This window comes from Amycolatopsis sp. NBC_00345, assembly GCF_036116635.1.
GTDB lineage: Bacteria > Actinomycetota > Actinomycetes > Mycobacteriales > Pseudonocardiaceae > Amycolatopsis.
This window is the reverse complement of the sequence record NZ_CP107995.1, coordinates 6914766-6940079: the sequence shown is the minus strand read 5'-3', so window position 1 is coordinate 6940079 and position 25314 is coordinate 6914766. Positions and strand designations below refer to the sequence as shown.

The window sequence follows — 25314 nt, the reverse complement described above, 5'->3', positions numbered from 1 at the left end:
TCCGGCAGCATTCGGATGTCTCCTGCGGCGAGGGAGCTGTTGGTGGACCGTCCCTGGCGTGGTTGTGGTGGGGAGGTACGACGGAAGCCGGCCGCCGCCGTTTCAGAACCCGGAGCGGTGAACACAGCCTTCGACGCGTGCCGCCATCAGGGCGTATTGCAGCGTGTCGGGAGCATCGGGCCGCTGCAGGAGGTTTTCTGGATCGGCGGTAGATCCTCATCGAGGGTCGCGCAGTCGGGCATAGGTGCGGTGCATCGTGGCTTGCCGAGGATGTTGCTGGCCTGAACGCCGGAGTAGCAGTCGCGGATAGTGTTGAGGCCCGGCCGACGATCTTGCCATCGATCTCGACGGATCCAATTTCTCAGAACTCTACGCGTGGACGTTCGTCAATGTCCCTGTTGAGCAGGGTTCGGATGTCGGCTTCGGGCAAACCTGAGCGGCTGATGAACTCCTCGAAGGTAAATCCAGTTTTTTTCGTGAGCTCCACCGCTCGTTGTAAGAGAACTGGAACTTCGGGATTTCCCAGATTTCCCGGCTCCACCTTGCGCCAGCCTCTCACCGAAAGTGCTTTCCACGCCTGCGCGTAAGTGTGTTCATCCATGACATCCAGGGTTTTCGCTCTTACCAGGAGCGCGGCGATCGAGACATGCCACTTTGTTTTGAGGCGGAGTAGCGTCGGCCAGTCGAGCCGCGACGGAAGCTCCGGTTTAATGTCGCTGGCGGGCATGAGGAACGCGGCGGCGAACTCGTTGGCCTGACGTTCAACGGCTTTATCGCCGACCTGGGCGGCGGCGTGCATGACCAGGTGGCCGAGTTCGTGGGCGGCGTCGAACCGTGACCGGTCGCGCAGGCCCTTGTCTGCCCCGAGTGCGACAACGGGCCTGTCAGGAAAGTCGACACAGAAGGCGTCTACCTTTTCGGTGCTGACACGGAATCGAATGACGACTATTCCGCTTTTTTCGAGCAGTCTAGCCATGTTTTCGATCGGCCCATCTGGGATTTTCCAGTGATCGCGAACCTGGCTCGCGATCTCCTCTATCTCGGCGGAATAAAATTCACGCTCAGCGTCGAGGAGGAAGCGCGGTAGGTCGAGTTCCGGCAGGGCGACAAATTTTTCGAGTTCGAGCGCAAGCTCGCGCGCCAGTTGGACGTAGGCCAATGCTTGTTGACGGTCTCGCGGAGAGGTAGATCGGAGACTTCGGAAGAACCCGTTGACCTGTTCCTGCGCGGGTGGGCGTGCCGGGGCGGCAAAGAAGGACAACGGGACGCGCAGTGCCACCGAGAGTCGGCGAAGAGTCGAGGTTGCTGGCCTGGCGTGTCCGTTCTCGAACTGGCTCACCGATGCCGAGGTAACCGAGCCGGCCTCCCGGGCTAGTTGCACCTGGGTGAGTCCCCGAAGCTCGCGCGCCATCCGCAGCCTGCTCCTGTCGAACAGGGCTGCGATCTCGCCGGGGTTCAGCTGCGGGTCGTTCACGTCGCTCGTCTCCGTGCCTGTCCACGTCCGCCGGATGAGCGGGCGGTTCTCGATCTTGATCACTCCGCTCGCATCTTAGGTCCGCCTACGTTACCGACGGGTCAAATTGCACCTCACTATGTGGATACACCTAGGGGAGGTGTGGCATCTCGTGGGTCTCAACGTCGTGTAGTCTACTCAAAATCTAGAAGATGATGTTGAAATCTGAGGTACCACCGCGCGCGTGGGGGACAGGAGTCGGAACGTGAAGGTCCAGGAGTGTGTGCTGGCGGACGAGGTGATCGGCGCTGACTCGGCGGAGACAGCGTTGTGGGACGCCATCGTGGTGCCGGACGAGATCAAGGAGCGGCTGCGCAACCAGACCCTATTGTCGCTGCTGGTGCGCCCGGAGCTGCCGTTCACGGTGACGGCGCTGCATGGTCTGTGCACGCTCTACGGCCCACCCGGCACCGGCAAGACGACCCTGGCGCGGGGGTTGCCCGCGCAGATCGCCCGGTATGTGGCGGGAGGCAAGGTCCGGCGGATCGAGATCAACCCGCATGGCCTGATGAGCGCCGAACATGGACAGTCGCAGCAGCGGGTCAGCGAACTTCTCGGCGAGTACGTGCCGGGCCTTGCGTCGGACGGCACGCCGACGGTCGTGATCCTCGACGAGGTCGAGTCGATGGCGGTCGCCAGGTCGGCGGCGTCGCTGGCCGCCAACCCGGCCGACGTGCATCGCGCCACGGACGCGGTGCTCACCGCGTTGGACCTGAACGCCGCCCAGCACCCGCACCTGTTCTTCGTCGCGACCAGCAACTTCACGTCCGCGCTCGACGAGGCGTTCCTCTCCCGCTCCGATGCCGCCATCTTCGTCCCACTTCCTGGGGCCGAGGCGCTGCGGGAGATCCTGGCCTCCACGCTGCTCGCGCTCGCCGACAAGTACCCCGCGTTGCGGGAGCTGGCTCGCTCGGCCGCGGTGGACGGCATCGCCCAGACCGCTCGGGGGCTGGACGGCCGCCGTGCCCGCAAGGCGGTCTTCGAGGCGATGGCCCATCGGCTGGACACGGTCTTGGACCCCGGCAGCCTCACCGAGCACGACTTGGCTGCGGCGGTCCGCAACGCCGTCGGCGAGGCGACGACGAGCCACCCGGAGGCATCCCGTGCTGCGAATTAGGGAGGTAGCGGCCTCGCCCGTGCGTAGCGCCAGTGCGACCTGGACGGTGATTGCGAACCTGGTGGCCGACACCGTTGCGCAGTCCTCCGCCCTGTCCCGCGACGAGGCCGACCAGGCCCTGTCGGTCGCCGAGACGGTCGGGCGGATGCTGATCGCCGCAGGACACCTGGAGCGGCACCCGATCACCCTGGTTGCCGGCAAGGTGCACTGCGAGATCACCACGGTCTCCGGCACGGCGGCGCTGACCTTCGAGGAGAACCTCAACCCGGTCCCCGGCGCGGCGGGCGCGGACGACTTCACCATCTACCTGCCCTCCCCGGAGCCGCTCCAAGATCAGGTGAAGGCCGCGGCCAGTGGCCACGCCCGTCTGTCCGACGCTTCACCGCCCACGCCACAAACGCAGGCGGCCAGCTCCGGTCCCTTGATCGACCACGCGGCGCTACGACGGGCGGTGACGGAGCGATGACCTCCACGTACACCTACAGCTACACCCGCACCCACACCGCCACCCACCTGACGGACGTCATCCTCGGGACGATCACCGACATCCTCTCCGATCTGGGCGTCAACATGGACCGCCTGCACCGCGACTGGGTGCAGAACGAGAACGCGTTCAAAGCGTGGATCGAAGAGGGCTCGCTCGACATGGTCGTCCTCGAGTGCCACCAGCCCTCGGGCGCGGTGTCACCCGTGATCGAGTTCCCGGTGTCCTACACCACCTCCGGGGACGGTAACGCCGAGTTCACCGCCTCGCGCGCCCGCGCCGCCCGGTTCCGCGCCAAGTTCGACCGTGTGCCCGCGGGCACCACCTATCAGCTCGTCTGCATTTTCAACGGGCCACGCACCGAGCAGTCGGGATGGGGACCTGGCCATCGGGCGAGCACCGACGGCCTGCGCGGCATCACCTTCGGCACCCTCGGCTCCGCGCCGCACGCCTCGACGGGCATGCGCTACCTCCATAACTAAGACCAAATAGGACAGGGTATGGGATACATCGACGACGCCTTCGTCAAGCTGAAGAGCAACCTGGAGATCACCACCACCGAGCAGGACTTGGCGAAAGCGCGGCACGCGGCCATCCGCGACTACGTCAAGCTGCACTGGGACCTCGCGGACGACTTCCTCACCGGCAGCTACCGGCGCGACACCAAGACGAAGAAGCTCAAGGACATCGACATCTTCATCGTCATCGACGCCAACGGCTCCCAGGCCGGCTACCGCGACCAGGCGCCGATCCAGGTGATCAACGCCCTGGAGACGCTGCTCCGCCAGAAGTGGAGCGCCGCCCACCGAGACAGCATGGCCATCGTCATCCCCTACGCCGGCGACGACGAGGTCATGTCGATCGACGTCGTCCCAGCCTTCGACCGCGAGGGCGGCGGCTACTTCATCCCCAACCCCTCGGCGGGCGGCTGGATCGCGACCAACCCCAAGCGCCACCACGAGCTGAGCATCGCCAAGAACGCCGACTGCGGCGGCAAGTACGTCCCCTTCGTCAAGATGATCAAGGGTGTCAACCGTGAACTCGGTGAGCCCGTGTCCCCGTCCTTCCTCCTGGAGGTCATGGCCCAGTCCTTGGTGAAGCCGCCGTTCGGTCGCTACCAGGACGAGATCGTGCTCTTCCTGGCCACCGCAGCCGAACGGATCGGCGACGAATGGCCCGACCCGGCGGGGTTGGGCGGCGACGTCAACGCAGTCATGAACGCAACGCAGAAGCTGGTCGCGGTGGACGCGCTCAACCAGGCTCGCGTCATCGCGGAACGAGCCGTGGACCTGGAGGACGAAGGCCAGGAGCGCGCCGCCTACGACGAGTGGAAGAAGCTGTTCGGCAACCGGATGACGAGGCCATGACCATCTTCACCGACACGAGTGGCGTGCACGGCGTGCCGCCGCGAGCGATCCATGAGCGGCAACTCGACGACGACATGCTGCGACTGCAGCGCGCCGCGTCGGCAAGTCACCAACGCGGCCAACTCCTCGAAGCCGTACGGGTCGTCGCGGCGGCCTTCCTCGCGGCGGCCGGTGTCCTGGTCACCCTGTTCGGCCACGGCCGACCGGTGGTGTCCATCGTCGGTTTCTTCTGGTTCATCGTCTCCGCGTTCCTGCTCAAGCGCCTGGCCGGAACCACAGCCCGGCAGGGCGCTCTGCTCCAGGAAAAGTTCGACACCGACCTGTTCCACCTGCCGTGGCGCTCCACCGTCGCGGGCGACCCCATCCCCGAACCCGACGTCTACCGACTCGCGCGCAAACTCCAACTCGGCGGTGCCAAGGACGAGCGCATCACCGCTGGTTGGTACGACTCCACCGCCGACGTCCACCACCCCTACGACATCCTCATTGCCCAGGAACAAAACCTGGCCTGGGATGCCCGTCTCCGCCGCCGCTACGGCTACCTCGTAGCCGCCGCCGCGGTCCTGTGGACCGCGATCGGCTTGGCCGCCGGCCTCGCGGTCGCAAACGCGACCCTCCCGGACACGCTGCTCAGCTTCTTCGTCCCCTCCTTGGCCGCCTATCAGATCGCCATCGAGATCTGGGCAGGCCAACAGCGCGTCGCCGATGAGCGCGAGCGACTGGCCAAGGTCGTCAACGGTGAACTCCGCGATGGACTTCCCGGCCCCGTTCCCGACACCGAGTGGCATCGCCTGCGCGACGTCGCCCGCGATGTACAGGACGGCGTCCTGCGCACCCGGCTGGATCCCACCAGGGTGTCGGAGTGGTTCTACAAACGCTTCCGCGACGGCGACGAACGCGATTTCGCCGACACCGCGGAAGGCCATCGCCTTCGACTGGCGCAGCACACGCGGCCACCCGCGTAGCGCCGCGATAACGGCGACGGGAACGGATGGCGCGAACCGTCTTCGTCGGCACGCTCGTCATTGGGACATCCTGCTGCTCCACGGTGACGCGGATACTCCGTGATCGCTGTCGACCTGTGTAATCGTCCGGCATCCGCGCCGTAAGCAGCAGTGCAGCCCGGCCTGCTTGCAGCGTCGCCTTACATCCTCACCCGCCGAGTAGCTCGACGGAGCGTGCATCGACGAGACGTGCCGTTCAACATCGCGGTCGTCCGTGCGTGTCGCGGGTCGGCAATCGAAGCGGAACATGGCCAAGATCGCATTGATAGTCGAAGGTCGAAGTGCTAGCACGCCCGAAAGGGCGTACCCCTTGCTCGTGAGGCGTCTGCGCCGGTTCGGCACGTCGAGTCTCTGAGGACTCCTGGTGACGGTAGCGTGGATGGACTACATCTGCCCGCATAGGAAGGTCCGTCTCAGGATGTCAGCCCCACTCGCCCCACCGGTCACAATCCGTAGCGGAGCGATTCCGGAGGGTAAGGTCGCTGACTTCCTCACCGGCCGTCATGTCCGGGACACTCCAGAGGAGTATGTCCGCCAGAACCTGGAGAAGGCTCTGGTACGCCAGTACAAATATGACGCGCGCGACTGCGAGCCCGAGTTTCCGATCAGAGTTGGTTCATCGCGTAAGCGAGTAGACGTGGTGGTATTTCAACCGGGCGCCGCGCACGCACAAGAAAACGCCTACGTTCTGGTTGAAACAAAACGTGCAGGAACAAACCCCGGCAGTCGAACCGATGGTGTTGATCAGCTGCGCAGTTACCTAGCTGCGTGCCTGAATGCGAAGTACGGCCTGTGGACCAACGGTGATGAGCAGTATTGCCTCGCCAAGCGAGCCGACAATGCCGGCGGGTTCACGTTCGACGAGATCATCGACATACCTTCGCTCGGGCAAAGCGAGGCGGACGCCCAGCGTCCAAAGCGGAAGGATCTCAAGCCAGCGACTGCGGACAATCTCTTGTTCGCGTTTCGACGGTGCCACAACTACATCGCTGGGACGGAAGGCAAGCAGAAGGCCGAGGCGTTTTGGGAACTACTCAAACTGATCTTCTGCAAGATCGAGGATGAGCGGTCTCGAAAGCTGGACTTCTACGTCACAGCTTCGGAGCGAGCGAGCGCGACCACGGCGGCGTCAGCCAAGACACGCATCCAGAAGGCGTTCAACGACAAGGTTCTCACCAAGTACGGTGCGATCTTCCCCGCCTCCGACACGGTCATCGATCTGCGGCCCACGGTTGTCGCCTTCGTAGTCAGTCAGCTGCAGGGGTACTCGCTGCTGGCCTCTCCAGTCGATGTCAAGGGCGTGGCCTACGAAGAGATTGTCGGATCTAACCTTCGTGGCGACCGAGGTGAGTTCTTTACCCCGCGGAATGCGTGCCGAATGGCGGTGACGATGCTCAACCCGCAGCCGAACCAACGGCTCATAGACCCGGCCTGCGGTACCGGCGGCTTCCTGATTACTGCCATGAATCACGCGCTTAGCCATATCGACCGTGAGGAACGAGCCAACTGGTCTGACCCGTCGCGAGGGTCTGAGGAAGAGCGTCAGGAACTGTATCGGGCGCGCAATGAGTTCCTTTCGAAGAAGGTGTACGGCCTCGACCTCAACCCTGGTCTGGTCAGGGCCGCCAAGATGAACATGGTCATGAACAACGACGGCTCTGGCGGGCTGTGGCAGACGAACAGTCTGTCGAACCCGCGCACCTGGGGTCGTGACGCGGCCGACCGTGTCGGGCTGGGCACGTTCGACGTGATCGTGACGAACCCGCCGTTCGGGGCCAACATCCTCATCGATGATGAGGAGATCTTGGACCAGTACGACCTCGCCGCAATGTGGGACCGCCAGCCCGACGGCGCCTGGCAGATGCGACGGGACCGGCACGGTCGCCGGGTGTTGCAGAAGAACCAGCCGCCGGAGATCCTCTTCATCGAACGTTGCGTTCAGTTGGCAAAGCCCGGTACAGGCCGGATCGCGATGGTGATCCCCAACGGCATCCTCAACAACCCCGCGCTGGGCTACGTCCGCACGTGGTTGATGGCTAATACGCAGATCCTGGCCGTCGTGGACATGGCTAGGGAGTTGTTCCAGCCCAAGAACGACACCCAGACCTCCATGGTGATTGTGCGTCGGTTGTCGGACGAGGAACGCGTCGCAGCGGAGAGCGGGACCCTGGAATACCCGATCTTCATGGCCGCCACCGAGCACATCGGCCAGGACAAGCGTGGCAACACCCTCTACCGGCGGACCGAGACAGGGGAGGACGTGCTTGTCACCCGTGCAGAGACGGTCCCCGAAATCGACCCGGCAACGGGCGAGGAAGTGCTGAGCATCATCGAGACCCTCGAACGACTCGTCGACGACGACCTGCCCGACGTCGCGACCGCCTACTTGCGGTGGCTCGGTGAGCAGCGATGAACATCACTACCATCCGTGCCCGATCGGTACTCGTCAACGACCGGCTCGATGCCCACTTCTTCACTGCACCCGGCGTAGCGGCCAGCGAGCGGCTGGCCATGCTCGAGGCGACTGGCATGGAGACCGTTCGCCTTGGCGATGTCGCGCGGGTCTGGGACCCGCCCCGATTCGCCCGTGCTTGGGCTGCTCCCGCAGAACCCGGCATCCCTTACTTGCGTCCCTACGACGTGTTCGACTATCTGCCCACCGCATCAGACCGACTCTCTGTCGACCGTAACTCCGGTGTCGAGAACCTGCGGCCGGCACCTGGGTCCCTGTTGCAGACATGCTCGGGCCGCAACCTGGGCCCGTGTACCTACGCTGACGAGTACGTCGCCGAGTTCGCCCTGAGCCACGACATGATCCGTATCGAGATCCCGGACCTGGCCATGCGCGCCTACGCGCTCGCGTTCCTGAAAACGCCTACCGGACAAGCCTTGCTGCGCCGGGGCAAGAGCGGGTCAGTAATCGACCACCTCACCACCGCCGATGTGGCCGCCATACCTATCCCACTTCTTCCGGCAGACACGCGCCGTCGGATTGTTGATCGAGCCGAGAGAAGTGTTGCAGCGGCAGCAGGAGCGCGCACTCGGCTCGCCGCCTTGCTCGCCTCCCAAGAAGAGAATCTTCCACTTCCCGCACGAGGTGCGCGCCTCCAAGATGGCTGGACGTTGCCTGCCGACTCTGTGCGTGACCGCTTGGACGCCGCGTACTACGACCCTCTTGTCGCCGCCGCACGCTCGCAGGTTGCGGCGGCCGGTGGGACCCGTTGCGGCGACCTCGCTCAGGCGTCACTGCCCCTCCGCTACAAGCGGTACTACGTGTCTGGCGAACATGGCCGCCCCATCCTGTCCGGGCGCCAATTGCTCCAGCTGGAGCCCGTGAACCTCCGGTACGTTTCCGACCGGTCGTTCCGCGAACCTGAGAAGTACGTAGTCCGATCTGGCATGACTATTTTTGGAGCCGTTGGACGAGCTGAGGGCCGTCAGGGTACGGCAGCACTTGTCACCGAGGACCGGGTCGATTGGCTGGCAAGCAACGACGTTATGCGCCTGACGCCCCGTGCCGGAGTGCGGCCTGGTGCTCTTTGGCTCGCCATCGCAGCGCGCCAGTCCCGCGTACAGATCAACGCGCTGTCGTTCGGTTCAGTCATCGATCATATGAATCCCGATGTAGTGGAAGAGATCATCCTTCCACGGATCGACGACACCGCGGCGCAGGAGGCTGAGGACGCCTGGCAGCTGTTCTCCGAGGCTGCGCGGACGATGCGTGAGGCCGTATCCCTGCTGGAAGCGGAGCTAGTTGTCCATAGTGGACAACTGGACACCTCCGTGGCCTAGTCGACCAAGCCTGCAAGATCCGCAGCTGCCAAGGAACCAGTGTGCGCCGCACAATCCCGACAGAGGCCGACGCCCCCAGCCAGGCACTTGCCCAGATGGGTCGCGGTTCTGCTGGGTGCCCCTCGCGGGTTTCTTCGCAGGACTGTCTGTTGTACGTCTATCTCGGCAACGAGCGATGGTCAGAGAGTGGGCCGAGCTACACGGTCATGTCGACCAGGACACTTCTGAACAGGGAAACCGCCATGCCATACGCCTTCAACCCCGTTAGTGATCCGGTTGGATCGAGCAATACCGCACCGGCGGACCGACCAATGACTGTGACGAGCGCCCAGCGGTCCAGAGCGGCGTCGGAACGTGACGGCGGTCGCGGGCCGAATGGTGGTTCGGGTACGGATCGGATAGGTCGCTACGGCTGACAGCGAGCGGAAGGCGGTGGGTTGAATCTGGCCGGTTCGACGAGCGGGGATTGAGCCGTCAAGATCGCGGTCGCCCGTGGCTGTCGCGGGTGGGGATGCCGCGTTCACGAAGTTTGGTCAGCACCGTGGTGTGGTCGACGTTCAGGTGTTCGCCGACCCGTGCCAGTGACCAGCCAAGGTTGTATAGGTGGATGGCGTCGTTGACTTCGTCAGGGGACAAGCCCCGTCGGCGCATCTGCACACCGTTGCGGTGGAGGATGTTGCTGACCGTTCGCCGATCAATGCCGAACAGGGCACCCAGTTCGTAGGTCGTGGCACCGTCCAGGTAGCCCTGGATCAGCGCTTGGGTCTGGACCGCGTCGAGTTGCCGTGCCCGACCCGGTTTAGGCCCGCCGACGGGCGGCGGAGCGGGCGTGGACGGGCCGGAGAGCTTCTGGAGCAGGGTATCCAGGGCTTCTACCTGGGGTTTTGTGTTGTAATAAGCTCCCCCAAGGTCCACAGCAGGTCAAAAGCCCTTTCCGGGTATCTGGGAGGGGCTTTTTTGCTGCCCGTATGGCAGCGGGATTGTTGCAGGCTGTCGCCGGGCTTCTTGAGGGCCGCTCTCGTTTGGTCCGACGAAATCTCGGTGTAGGTCTCCATCGTGACCGCATACGCCAAGAGTGTGCCGCGTCCCTAGGTTCGGCGACCTTGCCGTAGTAAGGTGCTAGTAGCTACTAACTAAGCACCGTCGCCGCGGGGCGCTTGATGACGGCACCACGGCGTTCCACGATTTCCTGAGCGGCGCTTCCACCCGTCCCTGTCCCCTAGAGGCTGATCCGTTCGCGACGCGTGCGGTGGCCCCGAGTGGTGCCGCCAAAAAGGAATGAACCTCCCCAGCAAGACGATGACGTCCCCGCGGTCAAGGAGGAAAACCGATGCGATCCATCGAGAAACGCGGCTTGCCCCGGAGGCGGGCCTGGCGTACGGCACTGGTCGCCGTCTTGGCCATGTCCTCGGGCTGGCTGGGGCTCGGCACCGCGACTGCGGCGACGGCCACGCCCCGCACTGGCAGTGCGGACCTCTGGAGTGAGATCAAGGCCGGCTGGAACCTCGGCAACTCCTTCGACGCCACCCCGTGTGAGACCTGCTGGGGCAATCCGGCGACGACCAAGGCGATGATCGACCGGATTGCCACCAAGTTCAACTTCCTGCGCATCCCCGTGACCTGGTATCCGCACCTCACCACCGGTGCGCCGGACTACACCATCGACCCCGCGTTCCTGGGCCGGCTCAAGCAGGTCGTCGACTGGGCGATCGCCGACGGGATGTACGTCGACGTCAACATCCACCACGACGGCGGCGGGGACAACTGGCTCATTCCCAGCGCCTCACGGCTGCCTCAGGTCGAGCCCGAGTTCAACGCGATCTGGCGGCAGGTCGCCGGCTACTTCAACGGCGAGGGCGACCACCTGCTGTTCGAGGCGATGAACGAGCCGCAGGACGCCAACGGCGGAAATCGTTACGGCGGCGGCACATCCGACAACTGGGCGGCGATCAACACGCTGAACCAGGACTTCGTCAACGACGTCCGCGCGGCCGGTGGCAACAGCTCCTCCCGCTGGCTGCTCGTCGTGCCCTACGGCGCCAACGCCGGGACCGGTGCGGACAACCTCGTGGTGCCCAACGACAGTCATGTCGCGGTTTCGGTGCACACCTACAACCCGTGGGGATTCTGCTCGGCGACCGCGCCGAACTACCTGACGTGGGACGGCTCGATGAACTACCTGCCCGACGGTGACGTCAACCATGCGAACCAGCTGTTCACCAGCAAGGGCATCCACGTGATCTGGACGGAGTTCGGCGCCACCGTCAAGCCCTACAACGGCGGGGACAATTCCAACGAGGTGGCCAACTACGAGTCGCACATCGCGTCCTACGCGAAGACGTACGGCCAGAAGGTCGTGGTGTGGGACAACGGTTCCACCGGTGTCGGCGACGACCAGTTCGGTCTGCTCAACCGCAACACGGCAGGCTGGCAGCGGCCCAACATCGTCGATCGGCTCTCGGGCGTTTATCCCTGAGCCCGCCGGCACAACCCCGTCCGGCCGGCAAAACTCGGCCGGACGGGTCAGTAAGCTTCTCACTCCTGGCCGCGATGGCCACCGCGAACGGAAGGTCTCCAGGGTCATGGCCGAGCGGGCACCTTCCTACCGGCGGGACCAGCAACGCCTGCCCGCCGCCGAGCGACGGCACCAGATCATGGAGATCACGTCCTCGCTCATCGCCGAACGCGGGTTCTGGGGTCTGTCGATGCAGGACGTGGCCGACCGGTGCGGGCTCACCGTCCCCGGCGTGCTCCGCCACGTCGGCTCCAAGGCCGGGTTGCTTATCGCGGTACTGGCCCACCGGGACATCGAAGACGCGCGGTCGTTGCGGGCGCAGCTGGGCGTCAGCGAAGACGAGGTGCCGGACGAGTGGTCCGAGGGCGGCCCGGACGGCGTCGACCTGCGACAGCTCTGCCTGGCGACGATGCGCCGGAACTCGGAGCAGCCGGAGATCGTGCGGCTGTTCCTCGTGCTCGAGGCCGAGTCGCTCGCGCCGAGCCACCCCACCCACGACTACTTCGCGAAACGGCAAAGCCAGGCGCTCGCCGCGTTCACCACCATGGCCAAGGAAATCACGGATCGTCCGGCGCTCCTGGCCCGTCACATCATGGCGATGATGGACGGCCTCCAGATCCAGTGGCTGCGCTCGCCCGGGACCGTCGACCTCGTCCGCGAGTGGGAATCAGCCGCCACGCTTCTGTTCGACTAAGCGGCAGCAGGCTCCTCGAACAGAATTTCTGTGCGTATGCTGCTCTAGCGAACACAAAATCTGTGCGTTACGATCATCGGCGTGTCCGATCGCGTTGCCTGCGCGGCCATGCCTCGAGAACAGAGAGACCAGAGCCATGACCCAAATCATCATCGCGGCGACGCCGGCTTACGGGCACGTGGCACCGTTGCGCCCGATCGCGGCGGACCTGGTGCGCCGCGGTGAACACGTGACTTTCCTGACCGGCAGCAGCTTCCGCGCTTCGATCGAGGAGACCGGCGCGCGGTTCGTCTCGCTGCCCGGGGAGGCCGATTTCGACATCGCGGAACTGGTCGCCCGGCACCCTGAGCGCGCCGAGCTCGAGCCCGGCCCTGTGGCGCTGTCCTGGGATCTCACCCACGTGTTCATCAAGCCGATCCCGCTCCAGCACGCCGCGCTGCAGGAACTGCTCGCGGAGTACGACGGCGAGCCGGTGGTGGTCCTGCACGACACCTCCTACCTCGGCGCGATGCCCATGGGGCTCGGCGCTCCCGGTTTCCGCCCGGCCGCGGTGATCGGGATCGGGATCGTGCCGCTCACCATGTCGAGCACCGACACGGCCCCCTTCGGGCTCGGGCTGCCGCCGGACGCGTCGCCAGAAGGCCGCGTGCGCAACATCGAGGCGAACGGCGCGGTCCAGGAGGCGTTCGCCGAGGTCCAGAGCCTCGCTGTCGAGACCGTCCGTTCGACGGGCGCGACCCGGGAGCTGCCCTTCTTCCTCGACGCCGCGGTCACGGTGCCGGACCGCTACCTGCACCTGTCGATCGAAGATCTTGAATATCCGCGCAGCGATGCGCCCGCGTCGCTGCGTTTCGTCGGCGCGGTGCCGGACGAGCGCTCGACGCGGTCCGTACCACTGCCCGAGTGGTGGCCGGAGGTGGACGCGGCGGAGCGGGTAGTCGTGGTCACGCAGGGGACGATCGCGAACCACGACCTCACCGAGCTGATCGAGCCCACTCTCAAGGCGCTCGCGGACCTCGACGTCCTGGTCGTCGCGACCCTCGGACGTGACGCTCAGCTGGCTGACGTCCCGGCCAACGCACGGGTCGCCGAGTTCATCCCCTTCTCCGAGCTGTTGCCGCACACGAGTGTTCTGGTCAGTAACGGCGGTTACGGCGGGGTTCAGCAGGCCCTGCAGCTCGGTGTGCCGATGGTGCTCGCCGGACAGACCGAGGACAAGGTCGAGGTCACCGCGCGCACGGCGTGGGCCGGGGCGGCCGTCAACCTGGCCACGCAGCGTCCTGCGGCCGCCGACATCCGCAACGCCGTCGAGAGTGTGCTTGACACGCCCGCCTACCGGGAGTCGGCCGTGCACCTCAGTGCGCAGTATGGAAAGCACGACGCCCTCGCCGAGATCCACGCCTCGATCGGCGAGCTGATCGCACAGCGCCGCTGACCCAAGACCTCGTGAGTGTTTATGACGGTTAGAACCGTCATAAACACTCACGAGACCTGACATCCCGGGGGACCAGCCTTGTCACGAGAACTCGCCGTCGCCGCGGCACCGTCCGCGGTGCGCACTGTGTGGAACTCGCCCCTCTACCGCGGCGCGACCGTCGCGCTGTTCCTTTCCGGGCTGGGCATCTCCGCCGCGGCCCCGCAGATCGCGCTGTTCCTCGTCGACGACCTGCACGCCTCGTTGACCACGGCCGGGCTGTACTACCTCACGAACATCACCGCCCCGGTCGCCGGCTACCTCGTCGGCGCCCGCTCGGACCGCACCGGGAAACGGCTCGGGCTCTTTCGGTTGTGCGCGCTGGCCGGATTCCTCGGCTGGTGCGCCATGGCCGCGGCCGGCCAGCTGTGGATGCCGTTCGTGATCAGCGCCGTCGTCCTGGCTTTCGTCGGCGCCGCCGGCTCGCAGCTGTTCGCCGCGGTCCACGACGACCTGCAGGTCACCGAGAGCCCGGTCGGCGACGGTGTCGTCTCGATCGTGCGGATGGCGCTGACGGCCGGATGGATCGTCGGCCCGGTCGCCGGCTCACTGCTGGCCACCGCGACCAACCCGCGGGTGATGTTCGTGGCCACCGGCGTATGCACCCTGGCGCAGATCGTCCCGATAGGCTTTTCGCGCGCCCGCCCGATCCGGCCCGAGGTCGTAGCCGAAACCAAGCCTGAGCGCCCGGGGCTGCGGATCATGGTGCCCCTGCTCATTTTCACCGGGTTGTACGTGCTCATCTATGCGGGAGAGCCGATCAAGTACGGCTTTCTCCCGATCTACATGCACAACGACTTGCACCTGCCGACCGCGGTGAGCGGCGCGGTCATCGGCATACAACCCCTGATCGAGCTGATCCTCATGCCGGTGGCTATGGTCGTCGCCCGCCGAATCGGCCTGATGCGCCTGATGGTCCTCGGTGCCGCTTTCGGCGTCGGCGCCAACCTCTGCTTCGCCCTGACCGGCAACGCCGCCGGCATGTTCGCCGGGCAGATCTTCATGGGCGGGGTGTGGGGCGTGTTCGCCGCGCTGGGAATCATTGTCGCCCAACGCCTTCTGCCCCAAGCGGTCGCGACCGCCTCGGCGATCTTCATGAGCTCGACCGCCGTCGCCAGCGCCTTGGGCGGGCTGACCGGCGGCGTGGGCGTGGACCTGCTCGGGCTGCCCCACGTGTTCCTCGCCCCGGCCCTCTACGGCGTGATCGCTGCCGTCGGCATCGCCGTCATGAGCCGCTCCCGGCACGCGGTGAGCTGACCGGGGTCACAACCAGGGCCCTAACGACGGTGGTGTCCGCGAGCGCCCGGTGAACCACGCCGCCAGCTCCGTCGCCTTCCCGCCGGAGGCGTGCTTCTCGGCCGCCTCCACCACGAGAGCGAGGACGAAGTCCGTGGGCAGCCAGGAAAACGGCACGCCGAGGTCGGCCGAGTGGACCCAGACCTCACGAGCCCGCATCCAGAAGACCTCCCGGGCCGGCACAGTCCGCCCTTGAGCCGTGATCACCGGAAAGTCCAAAGCGGACTCGGGCATGGCGTCGAGATCAGCCGCCAGCGCCGCGGCCGAGGACACCACCAGCGATCTCAATGCGGAAACCGGCAGCTCGGCGCCCCACTCGATCTCGTCCCGCCGCTGGTGCGGTCCGGTGTACATCCGGTTGTCCACCCCGGTGACCGCCCACCGCACCAGCCGCCGCAGCGCATCGGCGTTGTAGTGCACGTGCGCGACCACATGGGCCCGGCTCCAGCCCGGCAAGGCCGTGGCCCGGGCGAAGTCGGCATCGCTCAGCCCGGCCACGGTCTCGAGGAACACCTTCGTGCCCGCGTCCATCCACTCCCGCGTGGTCACTGTGTCCTCGCCCAGTTCTCGAGGCGCCCGAGGTGCTCGATCTCGGTCACCACCACGTCGCCATCGGCCAGGTACCGGGGCGGTTGACGCGCGTGCCCGACCCCGCCCGGGGTTCCGGTGGCGATCACGTCGCCGGGCCGCAAGGTGGTGATCGTCGAGATGTACCGGACGAGATCGACCGGATCGAAGACCAGGTCGCCGGTGTTCGACTTCTGCACCGTCTCACCGTTGACCGAGCAGTGGATGTCCAAGACCGGCCGCACACCACCGGGCAGCTCGTCCGGCGTCACCAGGAACGGCCCGATCGGCGTGGTCGATTCGAAAGTCTTGCCCTGCAACCACTCTCTCGTGCGGAACTGCCAGTCGCGCATCGTCACGTCATTGAGCACGGTGAACCCGGCGATAGCCTCGGCTGCCTCGGCTTCGGACGCCCGCCGCACCGGCTTGCCGATCACGACGGCGAGCTCGGCCTCCCAGTCGACGGCGGACGACTCCGGCGCCAGCACGATGTCGTCGCGTGCCCCGATCAGGCTGTCGGCGAACTTCGCGAACAACGTGGGGTGCGACGGCAGGTCCCGTCCCATCTCCTGGATGTGCGTGCGGTAGTTCAGGCCGACGCAGAAGATCTTGCCGGGCGCCGGCACCACCGGAGCGAAGTCCCCGGCGACAACAGGTTCACCAGCACCGGCGGACCCGCTCGCCAGCAGGGCGCCGACGTCGGGGAAGCCCGTGGAGACAAAGCCGGCAGCGGTCTGCCGCACGGCGAGGGTGCCGGTCACGGTGCGGATGGTCGCGAACTTCATCAGTGGTCCTCCAGGTGCTCGACCCGGTGCTGGCCGAGGCGTTCGAAGATCGGGGCGTCGCCGAAGCGGAACAGGTCGAGACCGCGGTCCGTGGACAGCGACAAGGCCTGCCAGGACGGGACGACAAACAGGTCGCCGCGCGTCACGGTCCAGGTGTGCGTGCCGACGCTGACCTCGCCGGTGCCCTCGAAGACCTGGTACACCGACGATCCGGTCTCGCGGACCGGACGCGTTGTGGTGTCCGGGGCGAGGCGGTGGAATTCGGTGCGGATCGTCGGCATCACGTCGCCGCCGGTCGTGGGATTGGTGTAGCGGACGGCGGCGTGGCCGGGCTCCACCGTGCCCGCGGCCCCCTCGGACTCCAGGGCCAGCTGGTCGCGCAGCGCCCGGTCGGTGTGCTCCCAGCGGTAGGCCAGCAGCGGAGTCGCGGGCGACGGCGTCACCTGCGTCACCGGTCGCAAGCCGGGATGGCCCCACAGCCGTTCGGAACGGGACCGGCTGGGGGATTCGCGGGTGCCGACGTCGTCCGGGCCGAACTCGAAGAACGTCGACCCGGCGTAGTGCTGGAACGGGATGTCGAGGCCGTCGATCCAGGCCATCGGGCGGTCGCTCGCGTTGTGGTGGCCATGCCAGTTCCACCCCGCCTGCGGCAGGAAGTCGCCGCGCCGCATCGCGACCGGGTCGCCGTTCACCACGGTCCACACGCCCTCGCCCTCGACGATGAACCGGAACGCGTTCTGAGTGTGGCGGTGCACCGGGGCGTTTTCGGCGGGGTTGAGGTACTGGATCGCGGCCCACAGCGTCGGCGTCGCGAATGGCCTGCCGCCAAGGCCGGGGTTCGCCAGCGCCAGCGCCCGGCGTTCCCCGCCGCGGCCCATCGGCACGAGCCGGCCCGCCTGTTCGGCCATCGGCAGGATGCTCGACCACCGCCACAGGTGCGGTACCGCGGGCGAGGCCGGCTGATGCGGCATCAGGTCGCCGATTTCCGTCCACAATGGAACCAATCCCTGCTGCGCGAACTCCCGGTACAGCGCGTCGAGCTCAGGGACTTCCGCATCCGTGGTCATGACTGGATCACTCCTTCACGAGGGCTGATGGCGAGCAAGGCGGCGGCGATGGCGGCGGCCGCGGCGAAGACGAGGAAGTTGGCGTTGATGCCGAGCCCGGCGGCCAGCAGCCAGCCACCGACCTGGGGCGCGAGCACGGCGCCGATGCGGCCGAAGCCGAGCGAGAACCCAAGCGCCGCACCGCGCAGACGGGCCGGGTAATGGGTGGCGACGGCGGCGATCACCAGGCACTGCGTGCCGTGCGTGCCGATGCCGGCGAGCACCATCGCGCCGTACACGACGGCCGGACTCGGCCCGGTGACCGGCAAGAACAACCCGACGGCGGCGGCCGCAGCGGCGGCGATACCGGTACGCACGGGTCCGAACCTGGTGCCGGCCCACGCGGTCAGGAGGGATCCGGCGACCGCGCCGAGCTGGAGCGCGAGCAGGAAGGTCAGCGCGGACCCGACGTCGACCCCGCTCGTCCGCATCAGCTGCGGCAACCAGGTCGAGAGGCCGTACCAGGTGAACAGCGTGACGACGGTGGTCAGCGCGAACAGCACGGTCGCGCGGCGGTACTGCGGGCGGATCAGTTCGCGTAGCGGCGCCTTGTCCTGGTCGGGCCGCCACTGCGGCGACTCGGGCAGGAACTTCATCGCGGCGGGCACGACGAGCACTGCCAGCAGGGAAATCGCGAACATCGGCCGCCAGCCGAAGTCCGGCAGCACCACGATGCCGACCAGCGCGGCGACGCACCCGCCGACCGGAACACCGGACATCATCAGCGTCGCGACGAGCGATCGGTAGCGGGGGCTGACGAATTCGGCGGTGAGCGCGCTCGCGCTGGGCACCAGCCCGCCCAGCCCGAGCCCCGCGACGAACCGCAGCGCGCCGAAACTGACCGGCCCGATCGCCACCGCGCACAACGCCGTGAACACCGAGAACCACAGCGAGCACAGGATGACCATGCGGCGCCGGCCGATCCGGTCCGCCAGTGTTCCCGCGAGCACGGCGCCGATCAGCATGCCGGCGAACGCGAGGCTGCCGAGCAGCCCCGCGCTCGACGGCGTGAGGTTCCAGCCGGGCTCGGTGAGCAGCCGGGGCAGGACGGTTCCGTAGACGATCAGGTCGTAGCCGTCGAAGACCACGACCACCCAGCACAGCGTGATGACCAGGAGGGCTACCCGCCGCGGTGGCAGAACGGTCTTGGTGGTCATGTGTCCCATCCTTGGGGGAATTCCATCTGTGGGGATAGCATTTTCTGCTATGAGGAATAAGCCGCAGTACTCGGTGAGCTCGGTGGACCACGCGCTGCACCTGGCGACGTTGCTGCAGCAGGAAGGCGCGCTCGGGGTCACCGAGGCGGCGAAACTGGTCGGCGTCGCGCCGTCGACCGCGCACCGGCTGCTGACCACGTTGGTGTACCGCGAGTTCGCCGAACGTCTGCCGGACCGCCGGTACGGGCCGGGCAAGGTCTTGCGCCCCGCCGCCAGGTCCGAGGCGCCGGTCCCGCAACTGCGGCGAATCTCCTTGCCGCACATGCGACATCTGATGCGGCAGACCCATGAGACGGTGAACCTGACGGTGCTGGCCGGCCGGGAGATGCGGATCGTCGCGACCGTCGAGTCCGACCAGATACTGCGGGTGGGAAACCGGATGAACCGGTCACTGCCCGCGGACCGCTCCTCCGGCGGCCGGGCGATGCTGGCGCTGCTGCCGAGGGAAAAGCTCACCACGCTGTACCGCGACGACCCGGACGTCGACCTTGCCCGGCTGGCCAAAGAGCTCTCGGCCGTACGCAAGCGCGGGTTCGCGGTCAACAACCAGCTCACCGAGACCGGGGTGACGGCGATCGGCGTGGCGGTGCGGGCCGACGCGGGCGAGCCGCTGGGCGCGCTGGCGATCGCGATGCCGACCGCCCGATTCGACAAGTCGTTGCTCATCGGCTGGGCCGAGCTGCTTTCCGCGACCGTCGCCCGGATCGAGGGCGAGCTGGCCCCGGGCGAATGAGCAAATCGCCACGTTCTAATACGGGTAGAGGGCGGTGCATTCCACCTCTACGTGCGCGCCGAGCGTCAACGCGGAAACACCGATCGCGGACCGCGCGGGCATCCGGCCCTTGGCGAAGTAGGTCGAATAGACGTTGTTGAACCCGCCGAGCTGGGTCAGGTCGGTGGTGTACACCGTGCACTTGAAAACGTTGCGCATACCGAGTCCCTGCCGGGCCAGTGAGGCTTTGACGTTCTCCATCGTCTGCGTTGCTTCGGCGGGGATTCCCCCGGCTACCACGGGAATGCCGGGCTTGGTGTTGCCGATCGCCCCGGACAGCTGAAGCAGGTCGCCCGCTCGCGTGCTGTCCGACAGCGGCAGGCTCGCCGCTGGTGAGCCAGGATTGTGCGCGCCGGGCAGGGGGTTGAACACGATCGCGCCGTTGGTGCTCGCGGCCGCGACTCCTCCGGTCAACAGCATGGCGACGCCGGTGAGCGCGAGTGCTTTCTTCATGATTCCTCCCGAGCGCGGGCCGAAGTGGCGATGGTGAAACCCTATGCGGGTTCCACCCTGCACCAGGCCAAAATTCTGCAGGACGGAATCTCTCCGACTGCCGCCCGGCGAAAGGAAACGCAGGGGCTAACCCGGCGGCTAGTCCAGGGGGTGCACGGCGACGACGATCTTGCCGCGTGGGCGTCCGCCGGCTGAGCCGCCTTCCAGCAGGGTGTGCGCTTGTGCGAGGTCGGCCAGTGGTAGCACGGCGCCGATCACCGGCCGGAGTTCGCCCTGGTCGACCAGCCGGCCGAGGGCCGCGAGCTTCGCCCGGCCGGGGCTGACGAAGAGGAAGTGGTAGGTCGCGTTCACGCTCCACGCGGCGAGCAGGTTCTGCGGTTCGGGAATGTCCACGATGGACACCACGCGGCCGCGGTCGGCGAGGACCTCCGCGCTGCGGGCGAGGGTGTCCCCGCCCACCGTGTCCAGCACGACGTCCACCCCGCCCAGCGCGCGGACCTGCGGCACGTAGTCGCCGGCCGGGAAGTCGATCGCGATGTCGGCTCCCAGCCCGGTGACGAACTCGTGATCCCGTGCCCGCGCGGTGGTCACCACCTCGGCGCCCAGCGCGCCGGCGACCTGGACGGCGACCGACCCGACCCCGCCCGCTCCACCGTGCACCAGGACCCGTTCCCCGGCCCGCACCCCGGCGCGTTCGACCAGCGCCTCCCACGCCGTCACGCCCACGAGCGCGAGACCGGCGGCCTCGACGTGCGACAACCGGGCGGGCTTGTGGTCGACCAGGGCCTGGTCGACCACGTGGAACTCGGCGTAGGTGCCCGGCCCGGCGAACATCGGCGCCAGGTACCAGACCTCGTCGCCCGGCTGGAAGTCGTCGGCCCCAGCGCCGGTCTCGACCACGACGCCGGAGACGTCGTTGCCGATCACCGCGGGCAGCGTTACCTGGTCGCGGTAGTCGCCGCGCCGGGTCTGCAGGTCGAGCGGGTTCACGGACGTGGCCAGCACGCGCACCAGCACCTGGCCGGGCCCGGGAGCAGGCCTGGGCAGCTCTCGGGCGGCGAACGCGGTGTCTGCGTCACCGAAGCGGACGAGTTCCACCACACGCATCGAAGTCGGCATGCGGTGACCTTAGATCGACATATCGGGAATCGTCAATATGTTTGTGCCTCGCAGTACCTCGGGCGTGAGCAGTCCGCGGGAGTCCACTGCCGCCCCGGCGTCGATGTCCTGAATAGCGAATCACCAGTCGCATATCGTAGGTCTCGGGTGTCATCATCCTGGTATGGAAGAGAGTGTCAGCGTCGATGACGTCGCACCGTTCGATCCACTGAGCTTGGCTGACCATCACGCCGCCGAGCGGCGGCTCGCCGAGGTCCGGGGAAGCTGCCCGGTTTCCCAGCCCCACCCGCGCATGCACTTCGTCGCCGCGCACGAGGACGTCCAGCGGATCCTCCTCGACACCACGACGTTCTCGGCGCGCAGCAACTTCCGGCTCGATCCCGTCAACGGTGCGGAAGGCATCCGGCCCAGCGGTTCGCTGCCGACCCTCGATCCCCCGGATCACGCCGACCTCCGGCGACGGCTGCGCGAGTGGTTCGCTCCGCGCACCCTGCGCCGGCTCGAGCCGCGGGTCCGCGAACTCGCCGCGGCCGCGGTGCGCGAGCTGCCCGTCGGCGTCGACGTCGACCTGGTGCCGACGAGCAAGCGCCTGGCCGTCCGGGTCGTCTACACGCTCATCGGGGCGCCCCAGGAGGACTGGGGCCAGTTGCAGGCCTGGAGCGACGTCCTCCACGAGATTCTGCCGGCTCCGTTGCAAGGCAGGCCCGAGTACGCCGCCATGATGAACCGGCTGGGCGAGGTTCTGGAGGAATACCGAACCGGCCTGCGGGCAGCCGACGACACCGTGGTCTCCGGGCTGGCCGCAGCGGCCGAGGCCGGGGAACTGGCCCCGGCCGACGCTCTCACGCATATCTGGCAACTGATCCAGGCCGGGACCGAAACCACGATCAGCCTGATCACCAACCTGGTGTACGCGCTGCTGTCCCAGCCTCGACGGTGGAAGCTGTTGCTGGATCAACCTGAGCTCATCGGAGCCGCGATCGAGGAGTCCCTGCGCCGGGACGCGCCGCTGCAGTACGTGATGCGGACCCCGCATCACACCACCGAAGTGAGCGGATGCCCGGTCGAGTACGACGAACAAGTGGTCGTCGGGCTGCAGTCGGCCAACTGGGACGAGGCGGTCTGGGGCCCGGACGCACTGGAGTTCGACATCGAGCGCGATCACCCGGCCGGTCACGTCGCGTTCGGCAAGGGGCCGCACGCCTGTCTGGGAGCTCCGCTCGCCAGAATCGAGGCACAGGCGTTCATCCGTGAGCTGCTGGGCTGCCGGCCCGAGGTCCGGCTCGCCACCGGTTATGTCCACGAACTCGCCGATGAGCTGATGGTGCGCAGGCCGGCGAAGCTGCTGGTGCACATTCCGGGCTGACCCGCTTGGTGGCGGCCCGTCCGGCGATCGGTAGCGGTCCATGATGGACAGTGACGTTGCGGTCGACGCATGCGGCCGGTCGGGTCAGTCGGTGAACACCGTGACCGGGAGCGATTCCAGGCCGCGCAGGACGTTGTTGAAATGGCGGACCGGTGTCCCTGCCTCGATCCGGGTGACCTTGTCCACCAGCGCGTTGAGGATCGCCTCACCCTCGATGCGGGCCAGTGCCTGACCGGCGCAGCCGTGCAGGCCGTACCCGAAGGCCAGGTGTTCCCTGTTGTCACGGGTGATGTCGAACCGATCGGGATCGGCCCATCGGCGTTCGTCGCGGTTGGCGGATCCGAACAGGACAGCCAGCTTCGTGCCCACCGGCAGCGTGACATCCTCGACGGTCCAGTCGGTCCGCACCGTTCGCCCGAAGGCCTGGACGGGCGATTCGCAGCGGAGTACCTCACGAAACGCCTGCGGCACCAATGACCGGTCGGCCCGCAGCGACTCCCATTGAGCGGAATGCTCGGCCATCAGCCAGACAGCGTGGCCGAGCGCGTGCACCGTGGTGTCCATCCCGGCCGTGACATAAGCCATCACCAACCAGGGCGCGGCCGGCGCGGGGATCGCACCGGCGTCGGCGGCCTCGTACACGGCCCGGCCCATGCTGCCCTCGGCCAGATTCTCCCGGGTTACGCGCGTCAGCATGTAGTCGGCCAATTCGGCCATTTTCGGAAGCGACGCCCGCGTGCGCTCGTTGTCCGGGCCGAAGCAGTTGAAGTTGGCGTCGACCATTCGCAGCAGATCTTCCCGGCCTTCCTGGGGCAGCCCGATCAGGTCACCGACTATCTCGACCGGGAACCTGCGCGCGAGGTCGGTCACCGCGTCGAAGGAGCCCTGCTCGGCCAGGCGGCCGACCAGGTCCTTGGCCCGCCGGCTGATCGCGGGCTCCTGCTCGCGCAGGGCCCGGCGGGCCAGCTTGGCCGCGAGGGTGTTTCGCATGGCGTCGTGCAGCGGAGGATCCGACCGCAGAATGGAGAAGTCGCTCATGTATTCGTTGAAATCGTTGTTCAACGCGATGTCCGCGGACGAGAACGATTCCCAGTCCGCGAGTACGTGACGCGCCTGCTGGTAGCGCGGTACCGCGTAGACGCCGAACCGGTCGAGGTGGACGACCGGGCCCGCGTCGCGGAGCTGCCGGAACGCGGGGTAGGGCGCGGCCATGACGTCTTCGGCGAAGATGTCCACATCGGACCGTGGGGTGGCGGCGATCGACTGCATCAAAGTGTCCTTTGGCGAGCTGGAAGTTGCTGGGCGAGCTTCGTGAGCTTCGGCGCGGAGATCGGGACGTTCACGGAGACCGCGGTGCCGAAGTTGTTGCCCGGCCCCTCGGCCGGCCAGACGAGCAGGGCGCGTCGTTCGGCGAGCGAGCCGTCGATCACCGTCGGCTCGCCGACCGGAGGCAGGTGGCCGGCCATCCGGATCTTCAGCCCGAACGCCTCGGTCCAGAAGAACGGCGGGGTGCTGCCCACCAGCTCGGGCGATTCGCGGCCGAGCAGGGTGGCTGCGGCGATCTTGGCCTGGGAGAGGGCATTCCACCAGTGCGGACTGCGCATCGCCCGACCGTTGCGCCCACGCACGGACGTGACGTCACCCGCGGCGACGATGTCCGGCGCGACCCGGCACGCACTGTCGATCACGACCCCGCTGTCGAGTTCGACGCCGCTCCCGTGCAGCCACTCCGTGTTGGGCACGTCGCCCGCCGCCGTGACGACAAGGTCGCCCTCGGTCAGCACTGAGCCGTCCGTGGCCACTATCCGGCCGGGGTTGTCGACCCGGACCCCGGCCGGCGCGATCTTCACCCGCACACCGTGATCGGCGGCCGCGGTCAGGACCAGGCCGGCGAGCATCGGGCCGAGCCTGCCGACCAGCGGGGGAACCTGGTCGACAGCGGTGACGGCCTTGCCGAGGCCGGCCGCCGCCGAGGCGATCTCCAGGCCGAGGAACCCGGCACCGGCCACCGCGACGCCATGGGCGCGGGCCAGTTGCCCGCGCAGCGCGACGGCGTCGTCCAGCCCGCGCAGCGTGATCTGGCCACTGTGGACGGTGTTACCCAGCCGGCGGGCGCGCCCGCCGGTCGCGATGACCAAGCCGTCGTAACGCAAGTGTTCGCCGCCGGCGAGTTCAACGGCATTGTTCGCCCGGTCCAGGCCGACAGCGGCGACGCCGGTGCGCAACTGGATGTCGTCGGGCACAGGCAGGAAAACGCTGTGCTCGGATTCGGCGCCGACGAGGACGGCCTTCGACAGCGGAGGCCGGGTATACGGTCGATGCGGCTCGTCACCGAGCACCGTGATGTCGCCGTCGAAACCGAAACCGCGTAATGCCGCCGCCGCACCGCAACCCGCCTGGGACGCGCCGACGACGACGATGTGCCGTCGCGTGGTCATCAGCTGACCGTGGTGCCGGACAAGCTCAGCGCCGCCACCGGACAGGCGCGTACGGCCGCGTCCGCGATCGGTTTCTGGGTCGCCGGGATGGCAGCGACATCGATGACCGGCTCGTCATCATCATTGAGGTGGAGCAGTTCCGGCGCGGCCTGCTCGCACATTCCGTAACCCTCACACCGAATCCGGTCGACCACCAGCCGGCCGGCCCCTGTTTGCTCCATAACGACTCCCGGCA

General features: G+C 67.1%; 24 protein-coding genes. 13 read left to right on the top strand and 11 right to left on the bottom strand.

Annotated features, from left to right (window positions below; genetic code table 11):
* Window positions 1-361: 361 nt before the first annotated feature.
* A complete protein-coding gene (locus OG943_RS31120; protein ID WP_328604482.1) occupies window positions 362-1537 on the bottom strand; it encodes an XRE family transcriptional regulator in 1176 nt (391 codons plus the stop codon).
* A gap of 181 nt (window positions 1538-1718) precedes the next feature.
* On the opposite strand from OG943_RS31120, the gene OG943_RS31115 reads away from it, so the two are divergent.
* The 7 genes from OG943_RS31115 (at window position 1719) to OG943_RS31085 (ending at window position 9277) form a co-directional block, all read left to right on the top strand.
* The gene (locus tag OG943_RS31115) at window positions 1719-2630 is read left to right on the top strand and encodes an AAA family ATPase (RefSeq protein ID WP_328604481.1); all 912 of its coding nucleotides are present in this window, start codon (window positions 1719-1721) and stop codon (window positions 2628-2630) included.
* A gap of 61 nt (window positions 2631-2691) precedes the next feature.
* Window positions 2692-3096, top strand: a complete 405-nt coding sequence (locus OG943_RS31110; RefSeq protein WP_328604480.1) for a hypothetical protein — start codon at window positions 2692-2694, stop codon at window positions 3094-3096.
* Entirely contained in the window at window positions 3093-3596 is a 504-nt protein-coding gene (locus OG943_RS31105) for a hypothetical protein (RefSeq protein ID WP_328604479.1), read from the top strand. The genes OG943_RS31110 and OG943_RS31105 overlap by 4 nt, the downstream gene beginning before the upstream one ends.
* An 18-nt stretch (window positions 3597-3614) precedes the next feature.
* Window positions 3615-4481 (top strand): CBASS oligonucleotide cyclase, encoded by an 867-nt coding sequence (locus OG943_RS31100; protein ID WP_328604478.1) that lies wholly within the window; start codon window positions 3615-3617, stop codon window positions 4479-4481.
* Window positions 4478-5446, top strand: a complete 969-nt coding sequence (locus tag OG943_RS31095) for an S-4TM family putative pore-forming effector (RefSeq protein WP_328604477.1) — start codon at window positions 4478-4480, stop codon at window positions 5444-5446. The genes OG943_RS31100 and OG943_RS31095 overlap by 4 nt, the downstream gene beginning before the upstream one ends.
* A 418-nt stretch (window positions 5447-5864) precedes the next feature.
* Window positions 5865-7898 (top strand): N-6 DNA methylase, encoded by a 2034-nt coding sequence (locus tag OG943_RS31090; RefSeq protein WP_328604476.1) that lies wholly within the window; start codon window positions 5865-5867, stop codon window positions 7896-7898.
* Complete coding sequence (locus OG943_RS31085) at window positions 7895-9277, top strand: hypothetical protein (protein WP_328604475.1); 1383 nt, start codon at window positions 7895-7897, stop codon at window positions 9275-9277. The genes OG943_RS31090 and OG943_RS31085 overlap by 4 nt, the downstream gene beginning before the upstream one ends.
* Window positions 9278-9751: 474 nt before the next feature.
* Here OG943_RS31085 and OG943_RS31080 read toward each other — a convergent pair whose 3' ends face one another.
* A complete protein-coding gene (locus OG943_RS31080; protein WP_328604474.1) occupies window positions 9752-10192 on the bottom strand; it encodes a helix-turn-helix domain-containing protein in 441 nt (146 codons plus the stop codon).
* 415 nt (window positions 10193-10607) lie between these two features.
* Between OG943_RS31080 and OG943_RS31075 the strand changes: the two genes are divergently transcribed.
* The 4 genes from OG943_RS31075 (at window position 10608) to OG943_RS31060 (ending at window position 15217) form a co-directional block, all read left to right on the top strand.
* Window positions 10608-11753, top strand: a complete 1146-nt coding sequence (locus OG943_RS31075; RefSeq protein ID WP_328604473.1) for a glycoside hydrolase family 5 protein — start codon at window positions 10608-10610, stop codon at window positions 11751-11753.
* Between the two features lie 106 nt (window positions 11754-11859).
* A complete protein-coding gene (locus OG943_RS31070) occupies window positions 11860-12486 on the top strand; it encodes a TetR/AcrR family transcriptional regulator (protein ID WP_328604472.1) in 627 nt (208 codons plus the stop codon).
* Between the two features lie 136 nt (window positions 12487-12622).
* Window positions 12623-13921, top strand: a complete 1299-nt coding sequence (locus tag OG943_RS31065) for a nucleotide disphospho-sugar-binding domain-containing protein (RefSeq protein ID WP_328604471.1) — start codon at window positions 12623-12625, stop codon at window positions 13919-13921.
* Window positions 13922-13999: 78 nt separating this feature from the next.
* Window positions 14000-15217 (top strand): MFS transporter, encoded by a 1218-nt coding sequence (locus tag OG943_RS31060; protein ID WP_328604470.1) that lies wholly within the window; start codon window positions 14000-14002, stop codon window positions 15215-15217.
* Between the two features lie 6 nt (window positions 15218-15223).
* Here OG943_RS31060 and OG943_RS31055 read toward each other — a convergent pair whose 3' ends face one another.
* From OG943_RS31055 to OG943_RS31040, 4 genes are read right to left on the bottom strand one after another with little or no spacing between them, the layout of a single operon-like run.
* Window positions 15224-15805 (bottom strand): maleylpyruvate isomerase N-terminal domain-containing protein, encoded by a 582-nt coding sequence (locus OG943_RS31055; RefSeq protein ID WP_328604469.1) that lies wholly within the window; start codon window positions 15803-15805, stop codon window positions 15224-15226.
* Window positions 15802-16608 (bottom strand): fumarylacetoacetate hydrolase family protein, encoded by an 807-nt coding sequence (locus OG943_RS31050; RefSeq protein WP_328604468.1) that lies wholly within the window; start codon window positions 16606-16608, stop codon window positions 15802-15804. Before OG943_RS31050 ends, OG943_RS31055 begins: the two co-directional genes overlap by 4 nt.
* A complete protein-coding gene (locus OG943_RS31045; protein ID WP_328604467.1) occupies window positions 16608-17675 on the bottom strand; it encodes a cupin domain-containing protein in 1068 nt (355 codons plus the stop codon). Before OG943_RS31045 ends, OG943_RS31050 begins: the two co-directional genes overlap by 1 nt.
* Window positions 17672-18871, bottom strand: a complete 1200-nt coding sequence (locus OG943_RS31040; protein WP_328604466.1) for an MFS transporter — start codon at window positions 18869-18871, stop codon at window positions 17672-17674. The genes OG943_RS31045 and OG943_RS31040 overlap by 4 nt, the downstream gene beginning before the upstream one ends.
* A 49-nt stretch (window positions 18872-18920) precedes the next feature.
* On the opposite strand from OG943_RS31040, the gene OG943_RS31035 reads away from it, so the two are divergent.
* Window positions 18921-19664 (top strand): IclR family transcriptional regulator, encoded by a 744-nt coding sequence (locus OG943_RS31035; protein ID WP_328604465.1) that lies wholly within the window; start codon window positions 18921-18923, stop codon window positions 19662-19664.
* Between the two features lie 15 nt (window positions 19665-19679).
* Here OG943_RS31035 and OG943_RS31030 read toward each other — a convergent pair whose 3' ends face one another.
* On the bottom strand, window positions 19680-20156 hold the full coding sequence (locus OG943_RS31030; protein ID WP_328604464.1) for a RidA family protein: 477 nt from the start codon (window positions 20154-20156) through the stop codon (window positions 19680-19682).
* Window positions 20157-20294: 138 nt separating this feature from the next.
* On the bottom strand, window positions 20295-21275 hold the full coding sequence (locus OG943_RS31025) for a zinc-binding dehydrogenase (RefSeq protein ID WP_328604463.1): 981 nt from the start codon (window positions 21273-21275) through the stop codon (window positions 20295-20297).
* A gap of 163 nt (window positions 21276-21438) precedes the next feature.
* Here OG943_RS31025 and OG943_RS31020 point away from each other — a divergent pair, with 163 nt between their 5' ends.
* Window positions 21439-22641: a cytochrome P450 gene (locus OG943_RS31020; protein ID WP_328604462.1), complete on the top strand. Its 1203-nt coding sequence runs from the start codon at window positions 21439-21441 to the stop codon at window positions 22639-22641.
* An 84-nt stretch (window positions 22642-22725) separates the two neighbouring features.
* On the opposite strand, the gene OG943_RS31015 is transcribed toward OG943_RS31020, so the two are convergent.
* The 3 genes from OG943_RS31015 to OG943_RS31005 are packed head-to-tail and all read right to left on the bottom strand — an operon-like array spanning window position 22726 to window position 25300.
* Window positions 22726-23910, bottom strand: a complete 1185-nt coding sequence (locus tag OG943_RS31015; RefSeq protein ID WP_328604461.1) for a cytochrome P450 — start codon at window positions 23908-23910, stop codon at window positions 22726-22728.
* Window positions 23910-25079: an NAD(P)/FAD-dependent oxidoreductase gene (locus OG943_RS31010; RefSeq protein ID WP_328604460.1), complete on the bottom strand. Its 1170-nt coding sequence runs from the start codon at window positions 25077-25079 to the stop codon at window positions 23910-23912. Before OG943_RS31010 ends, OG943_RS31015 begins: the two co-directional genes overlap by 1 nt.
* On the bottom strand, window positions 25079-25300 hold the full coding sequence (locus OG943_RS31005; RefSeq protein ID WP_328604459.1) for a ferredoxin: 222 nt from the start codon (window positions 25298-25300) through the stop codon (window positions 25079-25081). The genes OG943_RS31010 and OG943_RS31005 overlap by 1 nt, the downstream gene beginning before the upstream one ends.
* Window positions 25301-25314 lie beyond the last annotated feature (14 nt).